The 20,302-nt window shown below is 66.3% G+C and carries 23 protein-coding genes; 10 read left to right on the plus strand and 13 right to left on the minus strand.

The genetic code is table 11. From position 1 onward, the window contains the following. The first annotated feature begins 4 nt into the window (after positions 1 to 4). The gene (locus WFK36_RS15890; protein WP_336792831.1) at positions 5 to 502 is read left to right on the plus strand and encodes a hypothetical protein; all 498 of its coding nucleotides are present in this window, start codon (positions 5 to 7) and stop codon (positions 500 to 502) included. Between the two features lie 84 nt (positions 503 to 586). Further along, positions 587 to 1,984, plus strand: coding sequence for a PepSY-associated TM helix domain-containing protein (locus WFK36_RS15895; RefSeq protein ID WP_336792832.1), 1,398 nt, complete (start codon positions 587 to 589; stop codon positions 1,982 to 1,984). Here WFK36_RS15895 and WFK36_RS15900 read toward each other — a convergent pair. From WFK36_RS15900 to WFK36_RS15925, 6 genes are all read right to left on the minus strand, one after another. Beyond that, on the minus strand, positions 1,901 to 2,980 hold the full coding sequence (locus tag WFK36_RS15900) for a 3-deoxy-7-phosphoheptulonate synthase (RefSeq protein WP_419717501.1): 1,080 nt from the start codon (positions 2,978 to 2,980) through the stop codon (positions 1,901 to 1,903). The two genes, WFK36_RS15895 and WFK36_RS15900, sit on opposite strands and share 84 nt — an antisense overlap. Before the next feature lie 250 nt (positions 2,981 to 3,230). Continuing rightward, positions 3,231 to 3,995: an AIM24 family protein gene (locus WFK36_RS15905; protein WP_008379699.1), complete on the minus strand. Its 765-nt coding sequence runs from the start codon at positions 3,993 to 3,995 to the stop codon at positions 3,231 to 3,233. Continuing rightward, positions 3,992 to 4,684, minus strand: a complete 693-nt coding sequence (locus WFK36_RS15910; protein WP_336792834.1) for an AIM24 family protein — start codon at positions 4,682 to 4,684, stop codon at positions 3,992 to 3,994. Before WFK36_RS15910 ends, WFK36_RS15905 begins: the two co-directional genes overlap by 4 nt. A 9-nt stretch (positions 4,685 to 4,693) precedes the next feature. Further along, the gene (locus tag WFK36_RS15915) at positions 4,694 to 5,314 is read right to left on the minus strand and encodes an AIM24 family protein (protein ID WP_336792836.1); all 621 of its coding nucleotides are present in this window, start codon (positions 5,312 to 5,314) and stop codon (positions 4,694 to 4,696) included. An 89-nt stretch (positions 5,315 to 5,403) separates the two neighbouring features. Next, the gene (locus WFK36_RS15920; RefSeq protein ID WP_336792837.1) at positions 5,404 to 7,188 is read right to left on the minus strand and encodes an FAD-binding dehydrogenase; all 1,785 of its coding nucleotides are present in this window, start codon (positions 7,186 to 7,188) and stop codon (positions 5,404 to 5,406) included. A 313-nt stretch (positions 7,189 to 7,501) separates the two neighbouring features. After that, positions 7,502 to 9,496 (minus strand): thioredoxin domain-containing protein, encoded by a 1,995-nt coding sequence (locus WFK36_RS15925; RefSeq protein ID WP_336792838.1) that lies wholly within the window; start codon positions 9,494 to 9,496, stop codon positions 7,502 to 7,504. Positions 9,497 to 9,570: 74 nt separating this feature from the next. On the opposite strand from WFK36_RS15925, the gene WFK36_RS15930 reads away from it, so the two are divergent. Genes WFK36_RS15930 through WFK36_RS15940 form a run of 3 tightly spaced genes read left to right on the plus strand, consistent with a single transcriptional unit; the run spans position 9,571 to position 10,689 of the window. Beyond that, complete coding sequence (locus WFK36_RS15930) at positions 9,571 to 9,897, plus strand: nucleotidyltransferase family protein (protein WP_008379691.1); 327 nt, start codon at positions 9,571 to 9,573, stop codon at positions 9,895 to 9,897. Between the two features lie 41 nt (positions 9,898 to 9,938). After that, positions 9,939 to 10,229 carry a HepT-like ribonuclease domain-containing protein gene (locus tag WFK36_RS15935; RefSeq protein WP_336792839.1) on the plus strand — a complete coding sequence of 97 codons (291 nt, stop codon included), beginning with the start codon at positions 9,939 to 9,941 and terminating at the stop codon, positions 10,227 to 10,229. Between the two features lie 46 nt (positions 10,230 to 10,275). Then, positions 10,276 to 10,689 carry a hypothetical protein gene (locus WFK36_RS15940; protein ID WP_336792841.1) on the plus strand — a complete coding sequence of 138 codons (414 nt, stop codon included), beginning with the start codon at positions 10,276 to 10,278 and terminating at the stop codon, positions 10,687 to 10,689. Position 10,690: 1 nt separating this feature from the next. On the opposite strand, the gene WFK36_RS15945 is transcribed toward WFK36_RS15940, so the two are convergent. From WFK36_RS15945 to mca, 5 genes are all read right to left on the minus strand, one after another. Beyond that, the gene (locus WFK36_RS15945) at positions 10,691 to 11,650 is read right to left on the minus strand and encodes a phosphotriesterase family protein (RefSeq protein ID WP_336792843.1); all 960 of its coding nucleotides are present in this window, start codon (positions 11,648 to 11,650) and stop codon (positions 10,691 to 10,693) included. Between the two features lie 14 nt (positions 11,651 to 11,664). After that, positions 11,665 to 12,303: a TetR/AcrR family transcriptional regulator gene (locus tag WFK36_RS15950; RefSeq protein WP_336792844.1), complete on the minus strand. Its 639-nt coding sequence runs from the start codon at positions 12,301 to 12,303 to the stop codon at positions 11,665 to 11,667. Next, complete coding sequence (locus tag WFK36_RS15955) at positions 12,296 to 13,810, minus strand: AMP-binding protein (RefSeq protein WP_336792846.1); 1,515 nt, start codon at positions 13,808 to 13,810, stop codon at positions 12,296 to 12,298. The genes WFK36_RS15950 and WFK36_RS15955 overlap by 8 nt, the downstream gene beginning before the upstream one ends. 164 nt (positions 13,811 to 13,974) lie before the next feature. After that, a complete protein-coding gene (locus WFK36_RS15960; RefSeq protein WP_336792848.1) occupies positions 13,975 to 14,283 on the minus strand; it encodes a hypothetical protein in 309 nt (102 codons plus the stop codon). Further along, a complete protein-coding gene (gene mca / locus WFK36_RS15965) occupies positions 14,280 to 15,131 on the minus strand; it encodes a mycothiol conjugate amidase Mca (RefSeq protein WP_052005415.1) in 852 nt (283 codons plus the stop codon). Before mca ends, WFK36_RS15960 begins: the two co-directional genes overlap by 4 nt. 78 nt (positions 15,132 to 15,209) lie before the next feature. Here mca and WFK36_RS15970 point away from each other — a divergent pair, with 78 nt between their 5' ends. The 3 genes from WFK36_RS15970 to greA all read left to right on the plus strand — a co-directional run bounded on the left by WFK36_RS15970 (position 15,210) and on the right by greA (position 17,028). Next, a complete protein-coding gene (locus WFK36_RS15970) occupies positions 15,210 to 15,692 on the plus strand; it encodes a DUF4307 domain-containing protein (protein ID WP_336792850.1) in 483 nt (160 codons plus the stop codon). Beyond that, positions 15,689 to 16,438 (plus strand): queuosine precursor transporter, encoded by a 750-nt coding sequence (locus WFK36_RS15975; RefSeq protein WP_336792852.1) that lies wholly within the window; start codon positions 15,689 to 15,691, stop codon positions 16,436 to 16,438. Before WFK36_RS15970 ends, WFK36_RS15975 begins: the two co-directional genes overlap by 4 nt. Before the next feature lie 98 nt (positions 16,439 to 16,536). Next, positions 16,537 to 17,028 (plus strand): transcription elongation factor GreA, encoded by a 492-nt coding sequence (gene greA, locus WFK36_RS15980; protein WP_336792853.1) that lies wholly within the window; start codon positions 16,537 to 16,539, stop codon positions 17,026 to 17,028. A 114-nt stretch (positions 17,029 to 17,142) separates the two neighbouring features. Here the strand turns inward: greA and WFK36_RS15985 are convergent, their stop codons facing one another. Next, positions 17,143 to 17,508, minus strand: coding sequence for a helix-turn-helix domain-containing protein (locus tag WFK36_RS15985; RefSeq protein WP_008379672.1), 366 nt, complete (start codon positions 17,506 to 17,508; stop codon positions 17,143 to 17,145). Between the two features lie 75 nt (positions 17,509 to 17,583). On the opposite strand from WFK36_RS15985, the gene WFK36_RS15990 reads away from it, so the two are divergent. Continuing rightward, on the plus strand, positions 17,584 to 18,081 hold the full coding sequence (locus tag WFK36_RS15990) for an SRPBCC family protein (RefSeq protein WP_336792855.1): 498 nt from the start codon (positions 17,584 to 17,586) through the stop codon (positions 18,079 to 18,081). Between the two features lie 129 nt (positions 18,082 to 18,210). Continuing rightward, entirely contained in the window at positions 18,211 to 19,092 is an 882-nt protein-coding gene (locus tag WFK36_RS15995; protein ID WP_336792856.1) for a DUF559 domain-containing protein, read from the plus strand. A 64-nt stretch (positions 19,093 to 19,156) separates the two neighbouring features. On the opposite strand, the gene WFK36_RS16000 is transcribed toward WFK36_RS15995, so the two are convergent. Next, on the minus strand, positions 19,157 to 20,299 hold the full coding sequence (locus WFK36_RS16000) for a cystathionine gamma-synthase (protein WP_336792857.1): 1,143 nt from the start codon (positions 20,297 to 20,299) through the stop codon (positions 19,157 to 19,159). Positions 20,300 to 20,302: the final 3 nt, after the last annotated feature.

The raw sequence follows: 20,302 nt of genomic DNA on the forward strand, positions 1-20,302 counted from the left end.
GCCTGTGTCCACCCGAAACGCCGCCCCCTCGCGCATGCGCGGCGGCGTCGTCGGGGGCACGTCGGCGCTGACCGCGATCGCCGCACACGGCCTCGCGCAGGGAATGCTCCCGTCGACGGACACCCTGATGATCGTCGCGGCCGCCGCCGTGGCCATCGGCGCCGTCGTCGGCGCCACCCCACGGCTACCGACACTTCCCGCGCTTCTGGCAGGCCAGGGCGTCGTCCACGTCCTCTTGGTCGTCCTCTCCGGGCACCACCACGATCTGTGGAGCCCGTCGATGGCCGCGGCCCACAGCGTGGGGACACTTGTTGCGCTCGCACTGATCACGACGTACGACGCCGTCGCGCGTGCAGTCCGGCGGCTGTCCATGCCAGTCCGGTTCGTTGCGGGCCGACCACGTCGCGTGGTGCATGCCCCTCGAAGCCGCTCCGCGTCACCTGCCGCTCTCCTGCTGTTCGGGTCCGTCGGACTCCGCGGCCCTCCCCTCTCACTGAAGTAGTCCTCACCACCTTCTCGCCGTACCGACGTGCATCTCGCGTGCCCGTCGGCACGACGACGACTCCTTCATGCCCGAGAGGCAGACATGAAATCTTCCCTTGTCCGAATACTCCACCGAATCCACTTCTACGCAGGGGTGCTTGTCGCTCCGTTCCTGCTGATAGCCGCGGTGACCGGAGCGCTGTACGCGCTCGCACCGTCGATCGAGAACGTCGTCTACCGACATGAACTGCACACCGACTCGGTCGGCGTGACGCAATCGCTGGCCGACCAGATCGCGGCGGCCCAGAAGGCTCGCCCGAACCTTCAGGTCTCCGCGGTACGTCCTCCCGCCGAATCAGGTGACACCACTCAGGTCCTGTTCGCCGACCCGACGCTCGGCGACTCGGAACGGCTCGCGGTGTTCGTCGACCCGGTGACGCTCGACACCCGCGGCGAACTGCCCGTGTACGGCAGCTCGAACGCGCTTCCGATGCGACAGTGGCTCGACCGGCTGCACCGCGACCTCCACCTCGGGGAACCCGGGCGGCTCTACAGCGAGCTCGCCGCGTCGTGGCTCTGGGTGATCGTTCTGGCCGGGCTCGGAATCTGGTTCGTCCGCACTCGCAAGGCCAGGCGACGTGTCGGCACCGGACGCACGCGCACCGTGCACCGGCACGCGGTGATCGGCGTCTGGATCTCGGTCGGCCTCGTGTTCCTGTCGGCGACCGGCCTCACCTGGTCAACGTACGCCGGACAGAACGTCTCAGACCTGCGTACTGCTCTGAGCTGGACCACACCCGCGACCGACACCTCGCTGTCCGGCGCCGCGCCCTCGTCCGGCGGCGGCGAACACGCTGGGCACGGCGCGCCCGCCGTCTCGGGTGACACCTCGGGCGCCGTCGCCCAGGTCGACGCCGCCGTGGCGCTCGCCCGATCAGTCGGCATCGACTCGGGGATCGAGGTGACGCTGCCCGCAGAGGCGGACACCGCGTACACCGTCACCGAAGTCCGACGCCCGTGGCAGTTCTCTCCCGACACGGTCGCCGTCGATCCGGCGTCCGACCGCGTAGTGAGCGAGAACCGATTCGCCGACTGGCCGCTGGCCGCTCAGGCGTCGAACCTCGCCATCGCACTCCACATGGGGCTGCTGTTCGGCGTCGCCAACCAGGTCGTCTTGTTCCTGCTCGCCGCGGCGCTCGTCGTGATGATCGTTCTCGGTTACCGAGCGTGGTGGCAACGCCGGAACCGGCGCGCGCCCGCAGCGGGTGGCCTGCGGGCCGCGCCGTGGCCGGTGAGCGTCGGGCTGATCGTTGTCGCGATCGCCGTCGGCTGGTTCGTCCCGCTCCTCGGTTGGCCGCTGCTGGTGTTCGTCCTGGTGGATGTCGTGTTGACGTTCGTCAGGTCACGACGTGACGGTTCACCGAGCAGGGCGAGCGGCACGGTGGAGGGCGGCGAGGACGTCGACGCTGGCGTCCCACCCCATGCACTTGTCCGTGACTGACTGTCCGTAGACGAGGTCGCCGCCGAGGCTCTGCGCGCCGGGGACGAGGAAGCTCTCCAGCATCACGCCGGACAGCTGCACCGGATCCCCGGCGCGTCGCCGCGCGGCGAACTCCTCGGCCACCTCGACGGCGACGACGGCCTGGCGCTCGTGGTCCTTGCCCGAGTTGGCGTGCGAACAGTCGACCATCACCTTCGGCGACTTGCCCGCCTTCGTCAGCGCCGCGACGGCGGCGCTGACCGAGTCGGCGTCGTAGTTCGGCCCCGGGGTGCCACCACGCAGGATGATGTGGCAGTCCTCATTGCCCGCGGTCTGGACGACGGCGCCACGACCGAAGTCGTCGACTCCGAAGAACACGTGCTCGGCGGACGCCGCCGACACACCGTCGATCGCGACCTGGACGTTGCCGTCGGTGCCGTTCTTGAACCCGATCGGCATCGACAGCCCGGACGCCAGCTGACGGTGCACCTGCGATTCGGTCGTGCGCGCACCGATCGCACCCCATGCGACGGTGTCGGCGATGTACTGGGGGCTCGTCGGTTCGAGGAACTCGCACCCGACCGGAAGCCCGAGGTCGATGACGTCGAGCAGCAGCGCGCGTGCGGTACGCAGACCACGTTCCACGTCGTAGGAGGAGTCCATACCGGGGTCGTTGATGAGGCCCTTCCACCCGACGGTGGTGCGCGGCTTCTCGAAGTACACGCGCATCACGATCTTGAGGGTGTCGGCGTACTCGACGGCGAGCGGCGCGAGCCGGCGGGCGTAGTCCAGTGCAGCGACCGGGTCGTGAACGGAGCAGGGGCCGACGACGACGATCAGTCGGTCGTCACGGCCTGCGAGGATCGCGGCGATCTCATCGCGGTCGCGCTGGACTGCTTCGCCTCGGCGCGAAGTCAACGGCAGTTCGCTGCGCAGCGTCTCGGGCGACGGGATCGGCGAGAACGCGGTGACCCGACGGTCGGAGGTGGTCGAGCTGATGTCGGACGTGATGGTCACGATGTGCCTTTCGGGGCGCTGACGCAGGTGAGGGTTGGCCGTCCCGGTCAACACCCTGCGGCGCGCATTTCATCCCGGAACGAGAAGAAGCAGCGACCCATGATGGTCACTGCTTCAGGCTCCGGGATGTACGACGTGCGTTATCGACGCTTCATCGCAGGCTCTCCCGGAGCCTGCATAAAAAAGCGCCAATAGGCGGTCGTCGACATGTCTCCGACGGTAACACATCCACGCCGACGACCGTGCACGCCTACTGGTGTTGCTGCATCTGCGCCTGGATGTGGGCGTTGATCTGCTGGAGGCCCGGCGCGGACACGCCGGGCAATTGGCCGGTGATGCTGCGGACCACGGCGCTGTCGTCGATCACCTTCTCGCTCGACTGAACCAGGACGGTGCCGGCGCCGGTGAAGTCGAACTGCTGCTCCTCGCCCGACCGGACCCCCATGCGCGAGGCGGCCGCGCCGAGCATGTCGGTGACCCACGCCTGGTCGTAGTGATGACTGGGCGACGGGCAGTCGGCCCATCCGACCAGTGCCTCCGGATCCACCCGGACCGGAGGTTCGACGAACATGACACTGCCGTTCGACGACGCGAGGAACCGCCCGGTTCCGATCAAGGTGAGGAACCCCGGAACGATGGACTGCTTGAGCGCGAGTGTCGGTTCGAACGCCAACAGGTTCGCCGCTCGAATCGTCAGATTGCCGTTGTCTTCGAGGTCGTACGAGTTGATCTCGTATCCACGGTCCCCGATGACCACCTTGCCCTGACCTTCGGCGACGACGTAGTCGCCCAGGTACAGCGGCGCTGAGAACTGCTGCGCCACCATGTGCAGCATGCCCGCCTGCAGGCCGCGCTGGAGGGACGTGAAGTTGACCTGCCCGTAGTAGGCGATCATCGCGCCCTTCGACATGAACCACGGTGTGGTGAGGTCGATGCAGAACGAGTACTTGTTGTCCGGAACGTTGTCGTCAGACGGCAGAGTGTGTGGATTCCACACCGTGTTCACCTGTGTCACAGTCGTTGCTCCGATGCTTGCACGTAGACCACACCCTGTCCGGTGCAGTCGAGTTGGAATCCTTCACCGCCGGTGCGCCCCATGTTGCGGAAGCTGACCGTCGAGCGGAGGCTGGTCTGGATCTGGCCGACAGAGGCGGCGAACGCCTGCGGGTCGACGGTGATCGGCCGGTTCGGCGCCACCTGGAGTGCGATGAACCCGCCGTGGCCGAGGATCACGGCCGATCCCATGCCGATGAGCTGGGTGGTGAACATGCCCTGGCCGGTGGCGACTCCACTCGCCGCAGACCGCAACGCGCCGCGAAGCCCGCCGCCGCCACCGCCGGACTGAGCCGACGTCGACACCACCGACGCCTGCAGACCCTGCGTGTGGGCGAGCAGCCGGGACGCCTCGACGCGCAGTTCGCCGCCGCCGGAGAGATCGACGATCTCCACTTCGAGACCTCGGAATCCATAGTGAACGGTGCCGTCCCCTTGGGCGATCATCGTCGTCTCGTGCTCGCCCTGCATCATGCGGCCGGCCATCCCGGCGATGCCGCTCATCGCGCCCATTCCGCCGGATCCGGGGATCTGGTGAGGCTGGAACAGCACGTTGCCGGTGTAGAACAGCATCGCCCCGCGGCGGGCCACGATCGGGCCGGTCTGCGCGAGGTTCACGGACACGACCTTGTTGTTGACCTTGGTGAACATGTCCGTCTCCTATCGCTCGGCCGGCTGAATGGAGACGACGCCCGTGCCGTCCCAGCGAAGGGAGAAGGCCTCCCCATTGCCCTGCCCCACCACGGTCCGCCACGACACGTCGGTCACGAAGGACTGCGACAGTGCTCCCTTGGCGCACACGAACGCGTCGGGGTCGACGACGAGCGGGAACTGCGGCGACACTTCCAGGTGGATGAGCGGGCCGCCCTGCGACAACAGCGCCACCTGCCCCTGCCCGGTGACGGTCGTGGTGAACAGCCCCTGCCCCGACGCACCGCCCCGCACGCCGGCGAAGGTGACGTTGGTGGTGAGGTTCGCAGTGAGCGCGAGCAGTTGTGACGCCTCCACCTGCAGGGTTTCGCCGTGCAGGTCGAGAACAGTGACGTTGGCGGCGTCCTGCGCGAGATAGACGATGCCCGTCCCCGACGCCTCCATCAACGACAGGCCCTCGCCGGTCGCCTTTTTCTTGATTCCGGCGACGAGCCCTTCACCGCCGCCGAAACCGGCGGATTTGAAGGACACCTGCCCTTCGAACGCCACCATCGACCCGCTCAGTGCGCGGATCGAACTGTTGTTGAGGTGCGCTTCGACTACCCGCTTCGTCTTCGAGACGAGTTGCAAGATCCTGTCCTTACCTGCGACGACTAGAGGACAAGACAGTATCGCCTCCGACCGGTCTTGTCAGCCGGGTGGATGATCCCCGGAGGGATCTACGACGTCGCGCGTGCTGCGGCGCGACCCGCGGCCCGGCCGGAGAACAGGCAGCCGCCGAGGAAGGTGCCCTCGAGCGCGTTGTAGCCGTGCACACCGCCGCCGCCGAAACCGGACGCCTCGCCCGCGGCGTAGAGGCCGGGCACGGGCGTCCCGCCGTCGTTCATCACCTGGCCGGACAAGTTGGTCTGGAGTCCGCCGAGGGTTTTTCGGGTCAGGATGTTCATCCGGATCGCGATCAACGGCCCGGCCGCCGGATCGAGGATCGGATGCGGTTCGACGGTCCGGACGATGTTGTCGCCCAGGTAGTTCCGCGAATTGTGGATGCCCATGACACCCGGATCCTTGGTGAACGGGTTGTGCACCTGCCGGTCACGCTGAACGATCTGCGCGCGCAGCTTGCCCGCGTCGACGAGGTCGCTTCCCGCGAGTCGGTTCATCTTCCGCACAAGGTCGTCCACGCTGCGGGCCTGCACGAAGTCGACGCCCTTGTCGACGAACTTCTGCACCGACTTCGGGACGTCGTCGAGTGCACGACTGGCGAGATAGGCGACGAGGTCCTTGCGGGTCAGCTCCGGATTCTGCTCTGACCCGGACAGGATGAACTCCTTGCTGATGATCTTCTTGTTGAGGACGAACCAGGAGTAGTCGTAGCCTGTGCGCTTGATCATCGCGAGGGTCTCGAGCGTGTCGTAGCTGGGGATCGCCGGGCTGTCGAAGCGGTTGCCTTCGGCGTCGAACCACATCGACGACGGTGCGCCGAGCACCCGGATTCCGTGGTCGGGCCAGATCGGCGAGTGGTTCTTGAGTCCTTCGGTGTAGTGCCACATGCGGTCGCGGTTCACGATTCGGCCGCCCGCAGCCTCCGTGATGGCGAGCATCCGACCGTCGACGTGGGCGGGCACGCCGGTGACCATCGTCTTCGGCGGGGCGCCGAGGCGCGACGGCCAGTTCTGCCGAATCAGGTCGTGATTGGCGCCGATGCCGCCGGACGCGACGATGGTGATCGGCGCGCGGAGTTCGAAGTCGCCGACGACGGTCCGGTTCGACTTGACGCCGCGCGGGGCGTTGGACGCCGCGAGCTTCTTGCCGCGCACCCCGGTGACACGTCCACCGTCGGTGATCATCTCGTCGACGCGGTGGCGGAATCGGAACGAGATCCGGCGGCGACGTTCGCCGTCGAGGACCGCGTTTCGGAACGGCTCGACCACACCCGGTCCGGTGCCGAGCGTCATGTGGAAACGTGGCACGGAATTGCCGTGCCCGCTGGCCGACGTGCCGCCCCGCTCTGCCCATCCGACCACGGGAACCCAGCGAACGCCTTTGCGTTCGAGCCAGCTGCGCTTCTCGCCCGCGGCGAAGTTCAGATACGACTCGGCCCACTGCCGGGCCCAGTAGTCCTCCCCCAGACGGTCGTGCGGCTTGCGGTCGAATCCGGCGGAACCGAACCAGTCGGCACGCGCGAGTTCGATCGAGTCACGGATCTGGCACTGACGCTGCTCGGGCGAGTTGACGAAGAACAGTCCGCCGAGCGACCAGTGCGCCTGACCACCGAGATTCGCGCGCGACTCCTGGTCGACGACGATCACCGAACGCCCGGCGGCGGCGAGTTCGGAGGCCGCGACCAGGCCTGCGAGACCGTGGCCGACGACGATCACGTCGGCGTCCTGCCGCGGCGCTGCACCCGCCTGGCCGGCGAGCGATGACGCGACGAGTCCGGCTGCGGCGACGGAGCCGCCAACCAGGACGCTCCGGCGATTGATCGTGTGGTCGTCCAAGCCCATGTGTCGCACTTTCTCCTGCTCCCCGAGCGAGTCGAGGGTGAGCTACCGCAACAGGTCGTTCGCGGTGTGATGTCGACGACACCATAACCGACATCTGATCGATCGATCCACATCGGGCCTGAGAATGCTCTTCTCTGGCGCCTTTTCGACTCGCAAGCGGGTCTTGAGCGAGCCGCGACCTTCTGCTCCTTGAGCGAGCGGAGCGAGTCGAAAGCCCCTGCACCCGAACACCTTTCGACTCGCAAGCTCGCTCAAGGAGCAGGAGGACGACGCGCGCTCAAGAAGCAGAAGCGACGCGCGAGTCGAAAGGCCGTTACAGCAACGACTCCACGCGGTCGAGAGCGGTGACGGGCAGTGAGCACACCTCACCGCGGCAGACGTAGGCCGCGTCACGGAGTCGACCGCCGGTGGCGAGCGGTCCGCTGTCGGCCAACAGCGGCGCCGAGTCTTTCGGTCCCGCCACCACGACCACTCCGCCCGGCGCGGCCCGTCGGATTTCGGCTGCGAAGGCGCCGTCGGAGTCGGGTGTCTGCGCGACGGCGACCTGGACGGGGCCCGCCACATACGCCTGCGCGACGGCAAGCCAGTGCCCCGCCGAACGCGCAGCCTTGGCGAGGATGATGCCTGCCCGAGCGAGGGTGCTGTCGGCGAGTTCGGAGTAGCGCGCGGCGCGGTCGGCGTCGGAGAGGACGGCCGCGATGAGCAGCGCCTCGGCCATCAGCGATGCGCCTGCCGGAGTGGCACCGTCCACCGGGTCCCTGGGCCGGAGCAGCAGACCGGTCGGGTGCGCGTCGAACCACGCCCCCGGCTCGTCGGCCACGGCGAAGACGTCGATCGCCCGGTCGAGGATCGACAGTCCCGTGGCGAGCCACCGATCTGCGCCCGTCACCGTGTGCAGTGTCAGCAACGCGGTGGCCAGCGCCGCGTAGTCCTCAAGGGCGCCGAGCGGCGTGGCGGGCTTTCCGTCGAGTGACGATCGACGCAGGTCGCCGTCGACGAGGTGCGTGTCGAGGAGATTCGACGCGCACTCTGCCGCCCTGTCGATCCAGTCCGGCCGCCCGAGTCCCGCGCCGGCCTCGGCGAGCGCGGTGATCGCGAATGCGTTCCATCCGGTGACGACTTTGTCGTCACGGTCGGGCTGGGGCCGCTGCGCCCGCACGGCGGAGAGCCTGGCCCGGACGGACTCGTACCGTGCGACGTCGTCGGGGTCGTGCAGCAGCTGCAACGTGGACGTCCCGTGCTCGAAAGTCCCTTCGGTGGTGACGGTGAACAAGTCGGCCGCCCAGTCCGCGTCGTCGCCGAGGGCGTCCGCGAACTCGGCCGGACTCCACACGTACGTGAGGCCCTCGACACCCTCGGTGTCGGCGTCCAACGACGACGCGTATCCCGTTCCCGTCCACAGCGCGTCGTCGAGGAACGCGACGGTCTCCTCGGTGACCCGCAGCGCCAGCGGATCACCGCGTCGGGCGAGGTGAGCGTACCCACGCAGGAGCAGTGCGTTGTCGTAGAGCATCTTCTCGAAATGCGGGACCACCCAGGCCGAATCGACGGAGTAGCGCGCGAAGCCGCCCGCGAGCTGGTCGTAGATGCCGCCGCGCGCCATCGCTTCCAGGGTGCGCGACGCCGCGGCGAGTGCGGCGTCGTCGCCGGTGTACTCGGCGGCGCGGATCAGCCCTTCGAGCATCGCCGACGGCGGGAACTTCGGCGCGCCGCCGAAACCCGATGAAACCGGATCCTCATCGGCGACGATCTGGCTGACCGCGTCGGCAAGCAGTTGCCGATCGAGTCGCGGTCCGTCGGGCAGACCGGCGGCGGACGATCGCAGATGCTCGGTGATCTTCGACCCGGCGAGTTCCACCTCGTCGCGCCGCGACTCCCAGGTTCGACTGATGGCGTCGAGGACATCACCGAAACCTGGTTGTCCGTTCCGCGGTCGCGGCGGGAAGTAGGTGCCGCAGTAGAACGGGTCGCCGTCCGGGGTGAGGAAGCAGGTCATCGGCCAACCGCCCTGACCGGTCATCGCGACGGTCGCCGCCATGTACACGGAGTCGATGTCGGGGCGTTCCTCGCGGTCGACCTTGATGCAGACGAATCCGTCGTTCATCTGGGCCGCGAGCTCGGCGTCCTCGAACGTCTCGTGCGCCATCACATGGCACCAGTGGCACGCGGCGTAACCGATGCTCAACAGGACCGGAACGTCACGCCTGCGTGCCTCGTCGAACGCCTCGTCGCTCCATTCCCGCCAATGCACCGGGTTTCCCGCGTGCTGCCGAAGGTACGGGGAACTGCTGTCCTGGAGGCGGTTCATACCCCCATCCTGCCCGACCCACCTGCATGTCAAGGCAAGGCCCACTCCACTGTTCTGGCCGGTATCGTGGCACTATGCCAAAGGCTTCAGCGACTCCAGAGACACGCGCGATCCGTGATCTCCTCGCTGCCCGTCATCTCGAGTTCGAGGATCTGCTGAGAAAGTACGGAGCGACCAGTCCCAAACTGTTCGGCTCGGTCGCTCGCGGAGTCGCCCACGCCGGATCCGACATCGACATACTGGTGGAGATGGACCCCTCCGACGGAAATCTGTTGATGCGCGCATCTGGTCTGATGGAAGAGTGCCGGAGCCTGTTCGGCCGGGATGTCGACATCTTCCCGCTTCAACTCCTCCGGCGGCCGGTCGCTGACACAGCTCTCGTCGACGCGGTCGCTCTGTGAGTCGCAATGCCGACCTCAGGGTCGCGGATATCCTCGAAGCAGTGGATCGCTGCCAACGTTACGTCGGTGCACTCGACGGAGACTCGGACCTGGTCCTGATGGCGGAAGACGCAATCGAGCGAAACCTGCAAATCATCGGCGAGGCGGCCAATCACCTGCCACCGGCGATCGTCGACGCCCACCCCGAGATCGCTTGGCCACAGGTCCGCGGATTCCGAAACATACTGGTGCACCAGTACTTCGGTGTCGACATCGACATCGTCCGCGACGTTGTCGAGACGTATCTCCCCGTACTCGCTGAAGCTCTGCGCGGGTATCAACCGACTGACTAGTGTCGTGTGTTGATTCCGCGTCTCAACAGCCCGAAGGAAGTGCGCAATGGCCACTGACGCATCGAATGTGATCGGCATGCCCCAATTGGCGGCGGTGCGGGTCATGAGCAAGGGTTCCACCACGAAGATGCTCACGCTCGGCACCCTCGGCATCGCGATGGCCGAGCACTCCGGCCGACAGGCGAAGAACAACACCCCGGCGTTCGGTCGCGTGGGACTCCTCGCCGTGACCGCTCACGAACTGGTTCTCGTGTCGATGGCGGGAGCGATCACGCTGAAGCCCAAAGACGTCGTCGCACGGGTCCCACGGACTGCCGTCGTCGCGATGGAGGTCGGCGGTGGAGTCGCGTCGACCCGCGTGGTGGTGCTCTTCGCCGACGGCACCGCCTGGGCGGTCGAGGTGCCCAAGAACACCGCGAAACACGCCCGCGCGGTCGCCGCCGAACTGGGCTTCGCTTAACTCACTCGAAGTGCCGACGAGGGTTGGTCACCAGGATCGTGTTGATGTCCTCCTCGGTGACACCGCCGTCCAACAGTGCCGGGATGACGTCCTTGCTGATATGGGTGTAATTCCAGTTGGGCGCGATCGCATGCTTGTGCTCGGGGCTGAAGTAGTCGATGAAACAGTTCGCGTCGTGGGCGAGGGTGATCTTGTCGACGTAGCCGCGGCGAACCAGCTCGATGATCGTCGTGATGCGTTCGCCGGTCGGGTTGAACACATCGAGCCCGAAGCGGTCCATGCCGAGCATCGAGCCGTTGTCGGCCACTTTGCACAGGTAGTCGATGTCGTTGCTGTCACCGCAGTGGCCGATGATCACCTTGCTCAGATCGACCCCTTCCTCCTTGAGGACCTGCTGCGCGATCAGACCGGTTCCGGCCGCCGGGTTCGTGTGCACGGTGATCGGCGCCCCGGTCTGCACATGCGCCTGACCGACGGCGCGCATCACTCGCTCCACTCCAGGTGTCAGGCCCTGATGCTCGATAGCGCACTTGAGAATCCCGGCGCGAACGCCGGTGCTCGCGATGCCCTCGGTGATGTCCTTGACGAACATCTCGGTGAGCGGCTCCGGCATCTCGACGAGAGTTCCGGGGCCGCGGTACTCGAACTGGAACGGGACGTCGTTGTACGTGTAGAGACCGGTCGCGACGACGATGTTCAAGTCGATCTGCTCGGCGATCCGCTTGATTCGCGGGATGTATCGACCGAGGCCGAGCACCGTGGGATCCATGATCGAGTCGATGCCGATCTCTTTGAGTTCGGTGAGCTTTGCGACCGCGTCGGCGATCTGCTGCTCCTCATCCCAGTCGGTGAGGTAGTTCTCCTTGTGTTCGGTGTTGAGAATGAACACGTGCTCGTGGACGAGGGTTCGTCCGAGCTCGCTGGAGTCGATCGGCCCGGAGACGGTCTGGATGGTGCTCATGCTTGAGGTGCCTTTCAATGGGAGGGGTCGTTGCGGGTAGTCAGTCCGAGCGCGTTCGCCCAGAGCTTCGTGCTGGTGAAAACGAGGTCGTTGATGTCGCCGTCGACGCCGAGGGCCAGGTGGTGATAGGCGAGGCGGGCGACCATGCCCGACAGCGCCCGAGCGGTCATGACCGGTTCGAGCGTCTCGTCGACCAGACCGGCGTCCTGCATACGTTTGATGCTTCGCGCGTTCCGCTCGACAAATGCCTCACCACGTTCGATGCGTGACGCACGGAAGTCGGCGTTGATCGTCGCCACCTGTTCCTGCAGCATCATGAGCCGCGCATTGCGCTGGTAGGCCTCGAAGTACGCCCGGTTGCTCGCCTCGATGACGGCGACCGGATCGTCGTCGGGCGCTTGATGGTGTACTCCCGGGTGCAGCATGTCGTCTCGCGCCCGCTCCATCACGGCGAAGAAGACGTCCTCCTTCGTCGCGAAGTAGGTGTAGAACGATCCCGTCGAGCAGGCCGCCTCCGCTGTGATGTCGGTGAGCCGCGAGTTGAGGAATCCATCGCGCTCGAAGACGACGCGCGCCGCAGAGATCAACGCGGCGCGGGTACGCGCGCCACGCGCTGTCGCAGGCGGTTCTTTCACTGTCGTCGCGTCAGCCATCGGCACTCGTCCCGACGACCGACGCCCGGATGGCGTCCCTGTTGATCTCGCGCTTCAGGATCTTGCCGGTCGCTCCCTTCGGGAGGCTCTCGACGAACTGGATCAGTCGCGGCACCTTGTAGGCCGACAGCTGCGTCTTCGCCCAGGTCCGTATGCCGTCGACCGTCGCCGTCGTGCCGGGGCGCAAGGCGATCACCGCCGCGACCTCCTCGCCGAAGTGATCGTCCGGCACACCGACCACCGCGACTTCGACGATGTCGGGGTGCTCATAGAGCACCTCCTCGACCTCTCGCGGGTACACGTTGTATCCGCCGCGGATGATCAGATCCTTCGCGCGATCGACGATGCTGAGGTGGCCGTCGTCGTCGAGCTTCCCGAGGTCGCCGGTGGTGAGCCACCCGTCGCGCAGTTCCGCCGCGGTGGTCTCTGGCCGGTTCCAATACCCCTTCATGATCGTCGGTCCTTTGAGGTAGACGTGCCCGACCTCCCCCGCAGGCAGCAGGTCGCCATCTGGGCTCCGGACCTCGATCGACGTGCCCGGCAACGCCGGGCCCACCGTTCCCGGTTTCAGCACACGGTGGATGTCGTTGAAACTGGCGGCCCCCGTCGACTCGGTGAGTCCGTAGCCTTCGAGGATCGCGCAGTCGAACCTCTCGTTGAACGCGCGCATCACTTCGACGGGCAGCGACGCTCCACCCGAAGTGGCCAGACGGAGCTGCTCGAAGTCACGGGGACCGTAACCGTCGGACGCCTGAAGCATCGCGTTCCACATGGTCGGGACGCCTGCGAGCGCGGTCAACCGGTTGTTGCGGACCAGTTCGATCATCGCGGTCGGGTCGAAGGGCGACAACAGGGACAACGAGGCGTTCGAGACCAACGTCAGGTTCATGATGACCGCCTGGCCGTACACGTGGAACAGCGGCAACGCTGTGCCGAACCTGTCGTTCGAGGTCAGTCCGAGGACGGGGGTGAACGACGCAGTGGTGTCGACCAGGTTCGCCGCCGTGAGTTCGACGCCCTTCGGCCGCCCGGTGGTTCCCGAGGTGTACAGGATGACGGCGGTGTCGTCCGGCTCGTGCTCGTGCGCTTGCGCGAGTGGCTGATCGTCGAACACGGCGCCGTCGTCGATCCGCCAGAACGGCAGTCCACGATCGGCGGCGGCCGCTTCTGCGGATCCGGCGCATTCGTGCCACGCGATGACCAGTGACGCCGCGGAGTCGTCGAGGACGTATCCGATCTCGGCTGCCGTCGCCATCGTGTTCATCGTGATGACGCTGACGCCTGCCGCATGCAGTCCGTAGTAGACGATCGGGAACTCGATGATCGTCGGTGCGATGAACACGACTCGTTCGAGTGGGCGTCGACCTTCGGCCTGCACCGCGGTGGCGACGCGGCCGCTTCGGTCGCGGAGTTCGCCGTACGTCAGATCCCCTCGTGCCGACCGGAGCGCGACCCGGTCGGGATCTGCCGCCGCGTTCTCCCAGACGATCGCTGCCACGTTGACCATGCGCCGGCCTTCCACTCGTTCGACGCGACCCCGGAGTGATCGGGGTCACCAGGCGAACATAGTTGAAACCGGATTCAGGTTCAGCGAATTCGGGAATCTCGGCGACGCAATGAAGAATCCCACCGGCTCGACGAGCGAGCGGGTGGGATTCTCACGGGAAGGAGTCAGGAGTCCTTCTGCGGCGGACCGGTGTCGGACGGGTCAGGAGCGACGTCGGCGGACGCAGACTCTGCAGCGGCCGCCGAGTCGGTGCCCTCGTCGAACTTCTGGTCGGCTTCGGGATGTTCGGTGTCGAAGCTCTCGGGCAGCTTGCGGAGCTGGCGGTTCATCGACCGGATCAGCAGGAACGTCGCCACGAGCAGCAGCACGATGATGAGCAGACCGAGCGGAGACGCCTTGCCGAATTCGGGGCCCCGGGGCTCCTGGTCCGCGGCGACGACAGCAGCCGCAGCGGCCAACGTGTGCAGGCTCATGACTGCTCGATTCCGGAGAACAGGTCGGTCTCGGGAATCGCCGTCTTCACGCGGGTCTGCGCGAGTTCGAACTCCTCCGTCGGCCACAGTCGTTGCTGCCACTCGAGCGGAACGGCGAAGAAGAAGCCGTTCGGATCCACCTGGGTGGCGTGTGCGCGCAGGGCGTCGTCACGCTGCGGGAAGTACTCCCCGCAGGTCACCTGAGTGGTCACCCGGGCCATCATGTCGCCCTGGTCGGTCTTCCAGCGGCTCAGCCATTCCTCGAACGGATTGTCCTGCCCGTTCTTCCCGAACTCGTCGGCGAACCGCAGGATCCGCGCGCGGATGAAGCCGTGCGTGTAGTACAGCTTCGACGGTGTCCACGGCTCCCCCGCCTCCGGATACGCGTCGGGGTCGCCTGCCGCGTCGAACGCCGCGACCGAGATCTCGTGGCATTTGATGTGGTCGGGGTGCGGATAGCCGCCGTTCTCGTCGTAGGTGATGATCACGTGCGGTCGGAAGTCGCGGATCACCTCGACGAGCTTGCCCGTCGACTCCTCATTCGGGACGAGCGCGAAGCAGCCTTCGGGCAGCGGCGGCAGCGGGTCGCCCTCCGGAAGCCCGGAGTCGACGTAACCGAGCCAGTGATGTTGCACACCGAGCACCTTCGCCGCGGCCGCCATCTCGTCGCGGCGCACCTGCGGAAGGTTCTCCAGCACGCCCGGACGGTCCATCGCCGGGTTCAGCACGTCGCCGCGCTCACCGCCGGTGAGCGTCACCACCATCACTTCGTGACCCTCGGCCACGTACTTGGCCAGCGTCGCAGCAGCTTTGCTGGCCTCGTCATCGGGATGTGCGTGCACGGCCATCAGACGCAGACCGTTCGCGTGTTCGCTCACGCTTCCTCACCTTCGCTAGCTGTTCCTACTCATGGTAGGTATTGACACGTGAGCAGTTCAGACGGGGGCAGTGTCGAGCCCGGCCCAGCCGAGGATAAGTCCGCGATTCCCCGCAGCGGCCCACGCGCGACATATCCGGTGGAACAGTCGTCGTCGAGCAAGAAGCGGTGGTTCTACGCGCTGTCGGCACTGGTCGTCGTCGCAGGCGTCGGACTGGCGTACGCCGGGTACACGCAGTTCGCCGACCCGGAGGTCTCGGGCAGCGCGACCGCCTTCGAGATCCTGTCGTCCGACACCGTCTCCGTGCAGTACACCGTGAATCGCAGCAACCCGGACGAGGCGGTCGCCTGCGTCGTCAGGGCGCGCGCACAGGACGGTGCCGAGGTCGGACGCCGAGAGGTCCTCATCCCCGCAGGCGGTGAGACGCAGGTCGGCGCGAAGACCGAGGTCCTGACCTCGCGGCCCGCCGTCATCGGCGAGGTGTTCGGCTGCACGGCGACCGTTCCGCCTTACCTGAAGCCGGCAGCATGAGCGCCGTCAACAAGGCCGTATTCGCTCGACTCTCCAGCCCGTACTTCCCGATCCTGACGGCCCTGTTCGTCGGCGTCATGTTGATCAGCAACATCGCCGCGACCAAGGCCGTCGTGCTGTTCGGCGACTGGCTGCGTTTCGACCTCGGCCCCCTCCACGTGAACGGTCTCGTGACCGACGGCGCGTTCTTCCTGTTCCCGCTGAGCTATGTGATCGGCGACGTGATCAGTGAGGTGTACGGCTTCCGCGCGATGCGACGCACGATCGCCGCGGGCTTCGCTGTGATCCTCCTCGCGTCCCTGTGTTTCTGGATCGCGATCAAGCTCCCGGCAGCCGACTTCTACGACAACCAGTCGGGATTCGAAGGCGTGCTCGGCTCGGTCCCCCAGATCGTCGCCGCGGGCCTCGCCGGATACGTGGTCGGCGAGCTGCTGAACTCGCTCGTCCTCGTGAAGATGAAGGAGCGCGCGGGCGAACGCAGGCTCTGGGCCCGCCTCATCGGCTCCACGGTCGTCGGCGAGTTCTTCGACACGCTGGTTTTCTGCTCGATTGCCGCCACCGCGATCGGGATCGCCACGTGGTCGGACTTCATCAACTACGTCGTCATCGGTTTCGTGTGGAAGACGCTGGTCGAGGTCGTTGTGATGCCGTTGACGTACGCCGTCGTCGGATACCTGAAGCGAGCGGAACCGTCGTACCGTGAGGCTCTCGAAGCCCAGCAGCAGTCGAGCGTCCGTGTGCCATAAAACACACGAATGATAGGATGACTCGTGCACGGCCTCGCAAGGGGTCGTGTTGCTGCATTCAGAGCAGTCCAATTCGCGGACAGCAAAAGGAGATCACAATGACTGATACCCGCGTTACATGGTTGACGCCGGAGTCGTTCGAGCGCTTGAAGGGCGAGCTGGATTCGCTCATCGCGAATCGTCCAGTCATTGCCGCCGAGATCAACGAGCGTCGTGAAGAAGGCGACCTCAAGGAGAACGGCGGCTATCACGCGGCCCGTGACGAGCAGGGCCAGCAGGAGGCGCGCATTCGCCAGCTGCAGGACCTGCTGAACAACGCCAAGGTCGGCGAGGCGCCCACCCAGTCGGGCGTCGCACTGCCGGGTTCAGTCGTCACCGTCTACTTCGACGGCGACGAATCGGACACCGAGACGTTCCTCATCGCCACGCGCGAAGAGAGCTCGGCCAGCGACCTCGAGATCTACTCGCCGAGCTCGCCGCTCGGCGGCGCGATCATCGACGCCAAGGTCGGCGAGACGCGCGAGTACACGGTTCCCAGTGGCGCCAAGATCAGCGTGACGCTGGTCAGCGCGGAGCCGTACCACTCCTGACACGACCCTCTCAGCGGCACCGGACATCACCCGTCCGGTGCCGCTGCGGTGGTTCCCGGGGCGGTTCGAGTGTCGCGGGGTGAAAGTCCCTCCCCGTAACTCCCACACGCGACACTAGGGACGGCGAAGGAACTCGAGGTCGTCGCGGAGTCGCACTTCGACAACCGAGAGCGAGTCGGACGACGCCTGCTCGGTGGATCGGGGACGCACGTGTTGCTCGAGATCGGGGAGCAGATACGCCGGAGGGACGTCCAGCGCCCGCGCGAGTCGGTAGACCGTCGACAACTGCGGGTCGGAGACGAACGGCTCACGGTTGCTGGTGCCGCGTTCGAGGTTCGAGATCTGATTGCGGTGCATGCCGCTGCGCTCGGCGAGCTGCTCTTGCGAGTAGCCGCGCTCCTTACGGATCACGAGCAGTCGGTGCCCGAACGAGTACGCGTACGTGTCCCAATCCAGGGACCCCCACCTCGCGACACTCACTCGATCCAGCCTTGTGGACGCACAACGCATTGTCTGCCCACCGTGTTGTGCAGGCGGTGTGGCTACACTGCGGCCATGGCCTACGACCTCGAATCATTCGACGAACCGTTCTTCGACGCCGCTCCGATGAAGTACACGATCGACGTGACGTTGCCCGTCGCGCCGAAGGTCGCGTGGGCCGAGTTCACGCGCCAGAACACCTTGGACTGGTGCCGCGCTCTCTCGTCGGTCACCTACACCTCACCGGAACCCCACCACGTCGGCACCACCCGGTCGATCGCGCTCGCGCCCGGACTCGTGAAGATGAACGAAGTGTTCTTCATCTGGGACGAGGACGCCGGGGCGTCGACCTATCGCCACGCCTTCCACGGAGTCCAAGCCAACATCCCCGGCCTGAAGAAGTTCGGCGAGTATACCGAGGTGTCTCCCGCTGAGCACGGCACACGCCTGGTGTGGAAGTTCGCGATGGAACTGGCCGGCGCGGGTCTGCCCCCGTTCCTGTCCGGTCCGATCGCGAACGGCGCCTTCGGGATGGTCCGCACGGACACGATCAAACACTTCGCAGCAATGTGAAAGAACTTCGGCACTGTCTGCCGCGCCATGCGCGGCAGACAGTGCCGAAGTTTCAACCGATTCACCGAACGGAACCGTTCACCTGTTTCATGCGTCCAATTGAGTATGGGGGACAAAAAATCGACGGCGGTGCGAGTCGCATGGCACCTCGCCGAACACGACGGCGTCATCACCACTGACGAAGCGCTCGCTCTCGGAATGAGCGGCGATCAAGTGCACCGGAGAGTCGCGTGCGGCCTGTGGGTCCCGCATGCACGATCGGTGTTCCTTTCGGCCGAGCATCGAATGACCGACGCCGCGCGGCTGCGCATCGCCCTGGCAGCGAACGGCGGGGTCGCCGATCGCTCGGCCGCGGCCTGGCTGCACGGCTTGATCGACGACCTCCACGACGAGGTGACACTGTCGGTGCCTCGCTCCACACACGGCGTCGCGTGCCGGGTGCCCACCGCCGTGCGGAGGCGGACGTTCCCCGCCGAAGACCTCACGAGGGTCCGCGGGCTCCCGACGACCGCTCTTCCGCTGACACTGCTCGCCGCAGCGTCTGAACTCGGAGTCGACGACGGCATCTCACTCATGGATCGTGCACTGCAGACTCGCTGCGTGACGCTGAAAGAACTTCGCGGTGCCCTGGAGCGGAACTCCGGCGCGTACGGCATGCGTTTGGCGCGGAGAATCCTGACGGCAGCCGAGGACCTGTCCGAATCGGAGTTGGAGCGGAAGTTCGTTCGGTTCCTGCGCAAGCACGGCATCGTCGGGTGGACCCAGCAGGTATGGATCGGTGGGCGGCGGATGGATTTCGTGTGGCCGGCCGAACGGATTGTCGTGTCTCTGCACGGATGGGCGTTCCACAAGTCGCATTCACGCTGGGAGACGGATCAGGAGACCACCAGCGCACTGGCCTCCCAGGGCTGGGTTCCGCTCATCTACACCTGGAAGCGGCTCGAGTTCCGGCCCGAGGGCATCCTCCGCGAACTGAGCCACACGCTCGAGCAGCGCCAGATCGCTGCCTGAATACAACTTCGGCACTGTCTGCCGCGCATAGCGCGGTCGACAGTGCCGAAGTTGGTCGACTTAGTCAGGCGAGAGCCTGATCGACGTCGGCGAGGAGATCGTCGGCGTCTTCGATGCCCACCGAGAGGCGGACGAGATCGTCCGGCACCTCGAGGAGCGAACCGGCGGTCGACGCGTGCGTCATGGCACCGGGATGCTCGATGAGCGACTCGATCCCACCGAGGGATTCGGCGAGCGTGAAGATCTTGGTCTTCGCGCAGAAGTCCAGGGCGGCCTGCTTGCCGCCCGCCACGCGGACCGAGATCATGCCGCCGAAGCGCTTCATCTGCTTGACCGCCGCCTCATGGCCCGGATGGCCTGCCAGGCCCGGGTACAGCACCGTGTTGATCTTCGGGTGCGCGACGAGGAAGTCGACGAGCTTCTCCGCGTTGTCGCTGTGGCGGTCCATGCGAACGGCGAGAGTCTTGATGCCGCGCATCGTGAGGTACGCGTCGAACGGGCCGGGGACGGCGCCCGCGCCGTTCTGCAGGAACGCGATGTCGGAGTCCAACTGCTCGTCGTTGGTGACGAGGGCTCCGCCGACGACGTCCGAGTGCCCACCGAGGTACTTGGTGGTCGAATGCAGGACGACGTCCGCGCCGAGCGTCAGCGGCTGCTGAAGGTACGGCGTCGCGAACGTGTTGTCGACGACGAGCTTCGCGCCCGCCGCGTGAGCGACGTCCGCGAGTGCCGCGATGTCGCCGACGTTGAGCAGCGGGTTCGTCGGGGTCTCGATCCACACCAGCTTGGTGTTGGGCTTGATCGCGGCGGCGACGGCCTCCGGGTCGACGACAGGCGCGACCGAGTAGGTGATCCCCCACTGGCTGAACACCTTGTCGATCAGACGGAACGTTCCGCCGTAGGCGTCGTTCGGGATGACGAGGTGATCACCCGGACGCAGGGTCGCACGGAGGAGGGCGTCGGTCGCGGCCATGCCGGACGAGAAGCCGCGGCCGTACGTGCCCGCCTCGATGGCCGCCATGTTCGCCTCGAGAACACGTCGAGTCGGATTGCCGGTGCGCGCGTACTCGAAGCCGTCGCGCATACCGCCGACGCCGTCCTGCGCGAACGTCGACGACGCGAAGATCGGCACGTTGACGGCACCGGTCTGCGGATCGGGATCCCAGCCCGCATGGATGGCCTTGGTCGAGAATCCGTGGTCGGTCATGTG

Origin of the sequence: Gordonia malaquae (assembly GCF_037148075.1) — a bacterium.
In the GTDB taxonomy this organism is placed as follows: domain Bacteria; phylum Actinomycetota; class Actinomycetes; order Mycobacteriales; family Mycobacteriaceae; genus Gordonia; species Gordonia malaquae.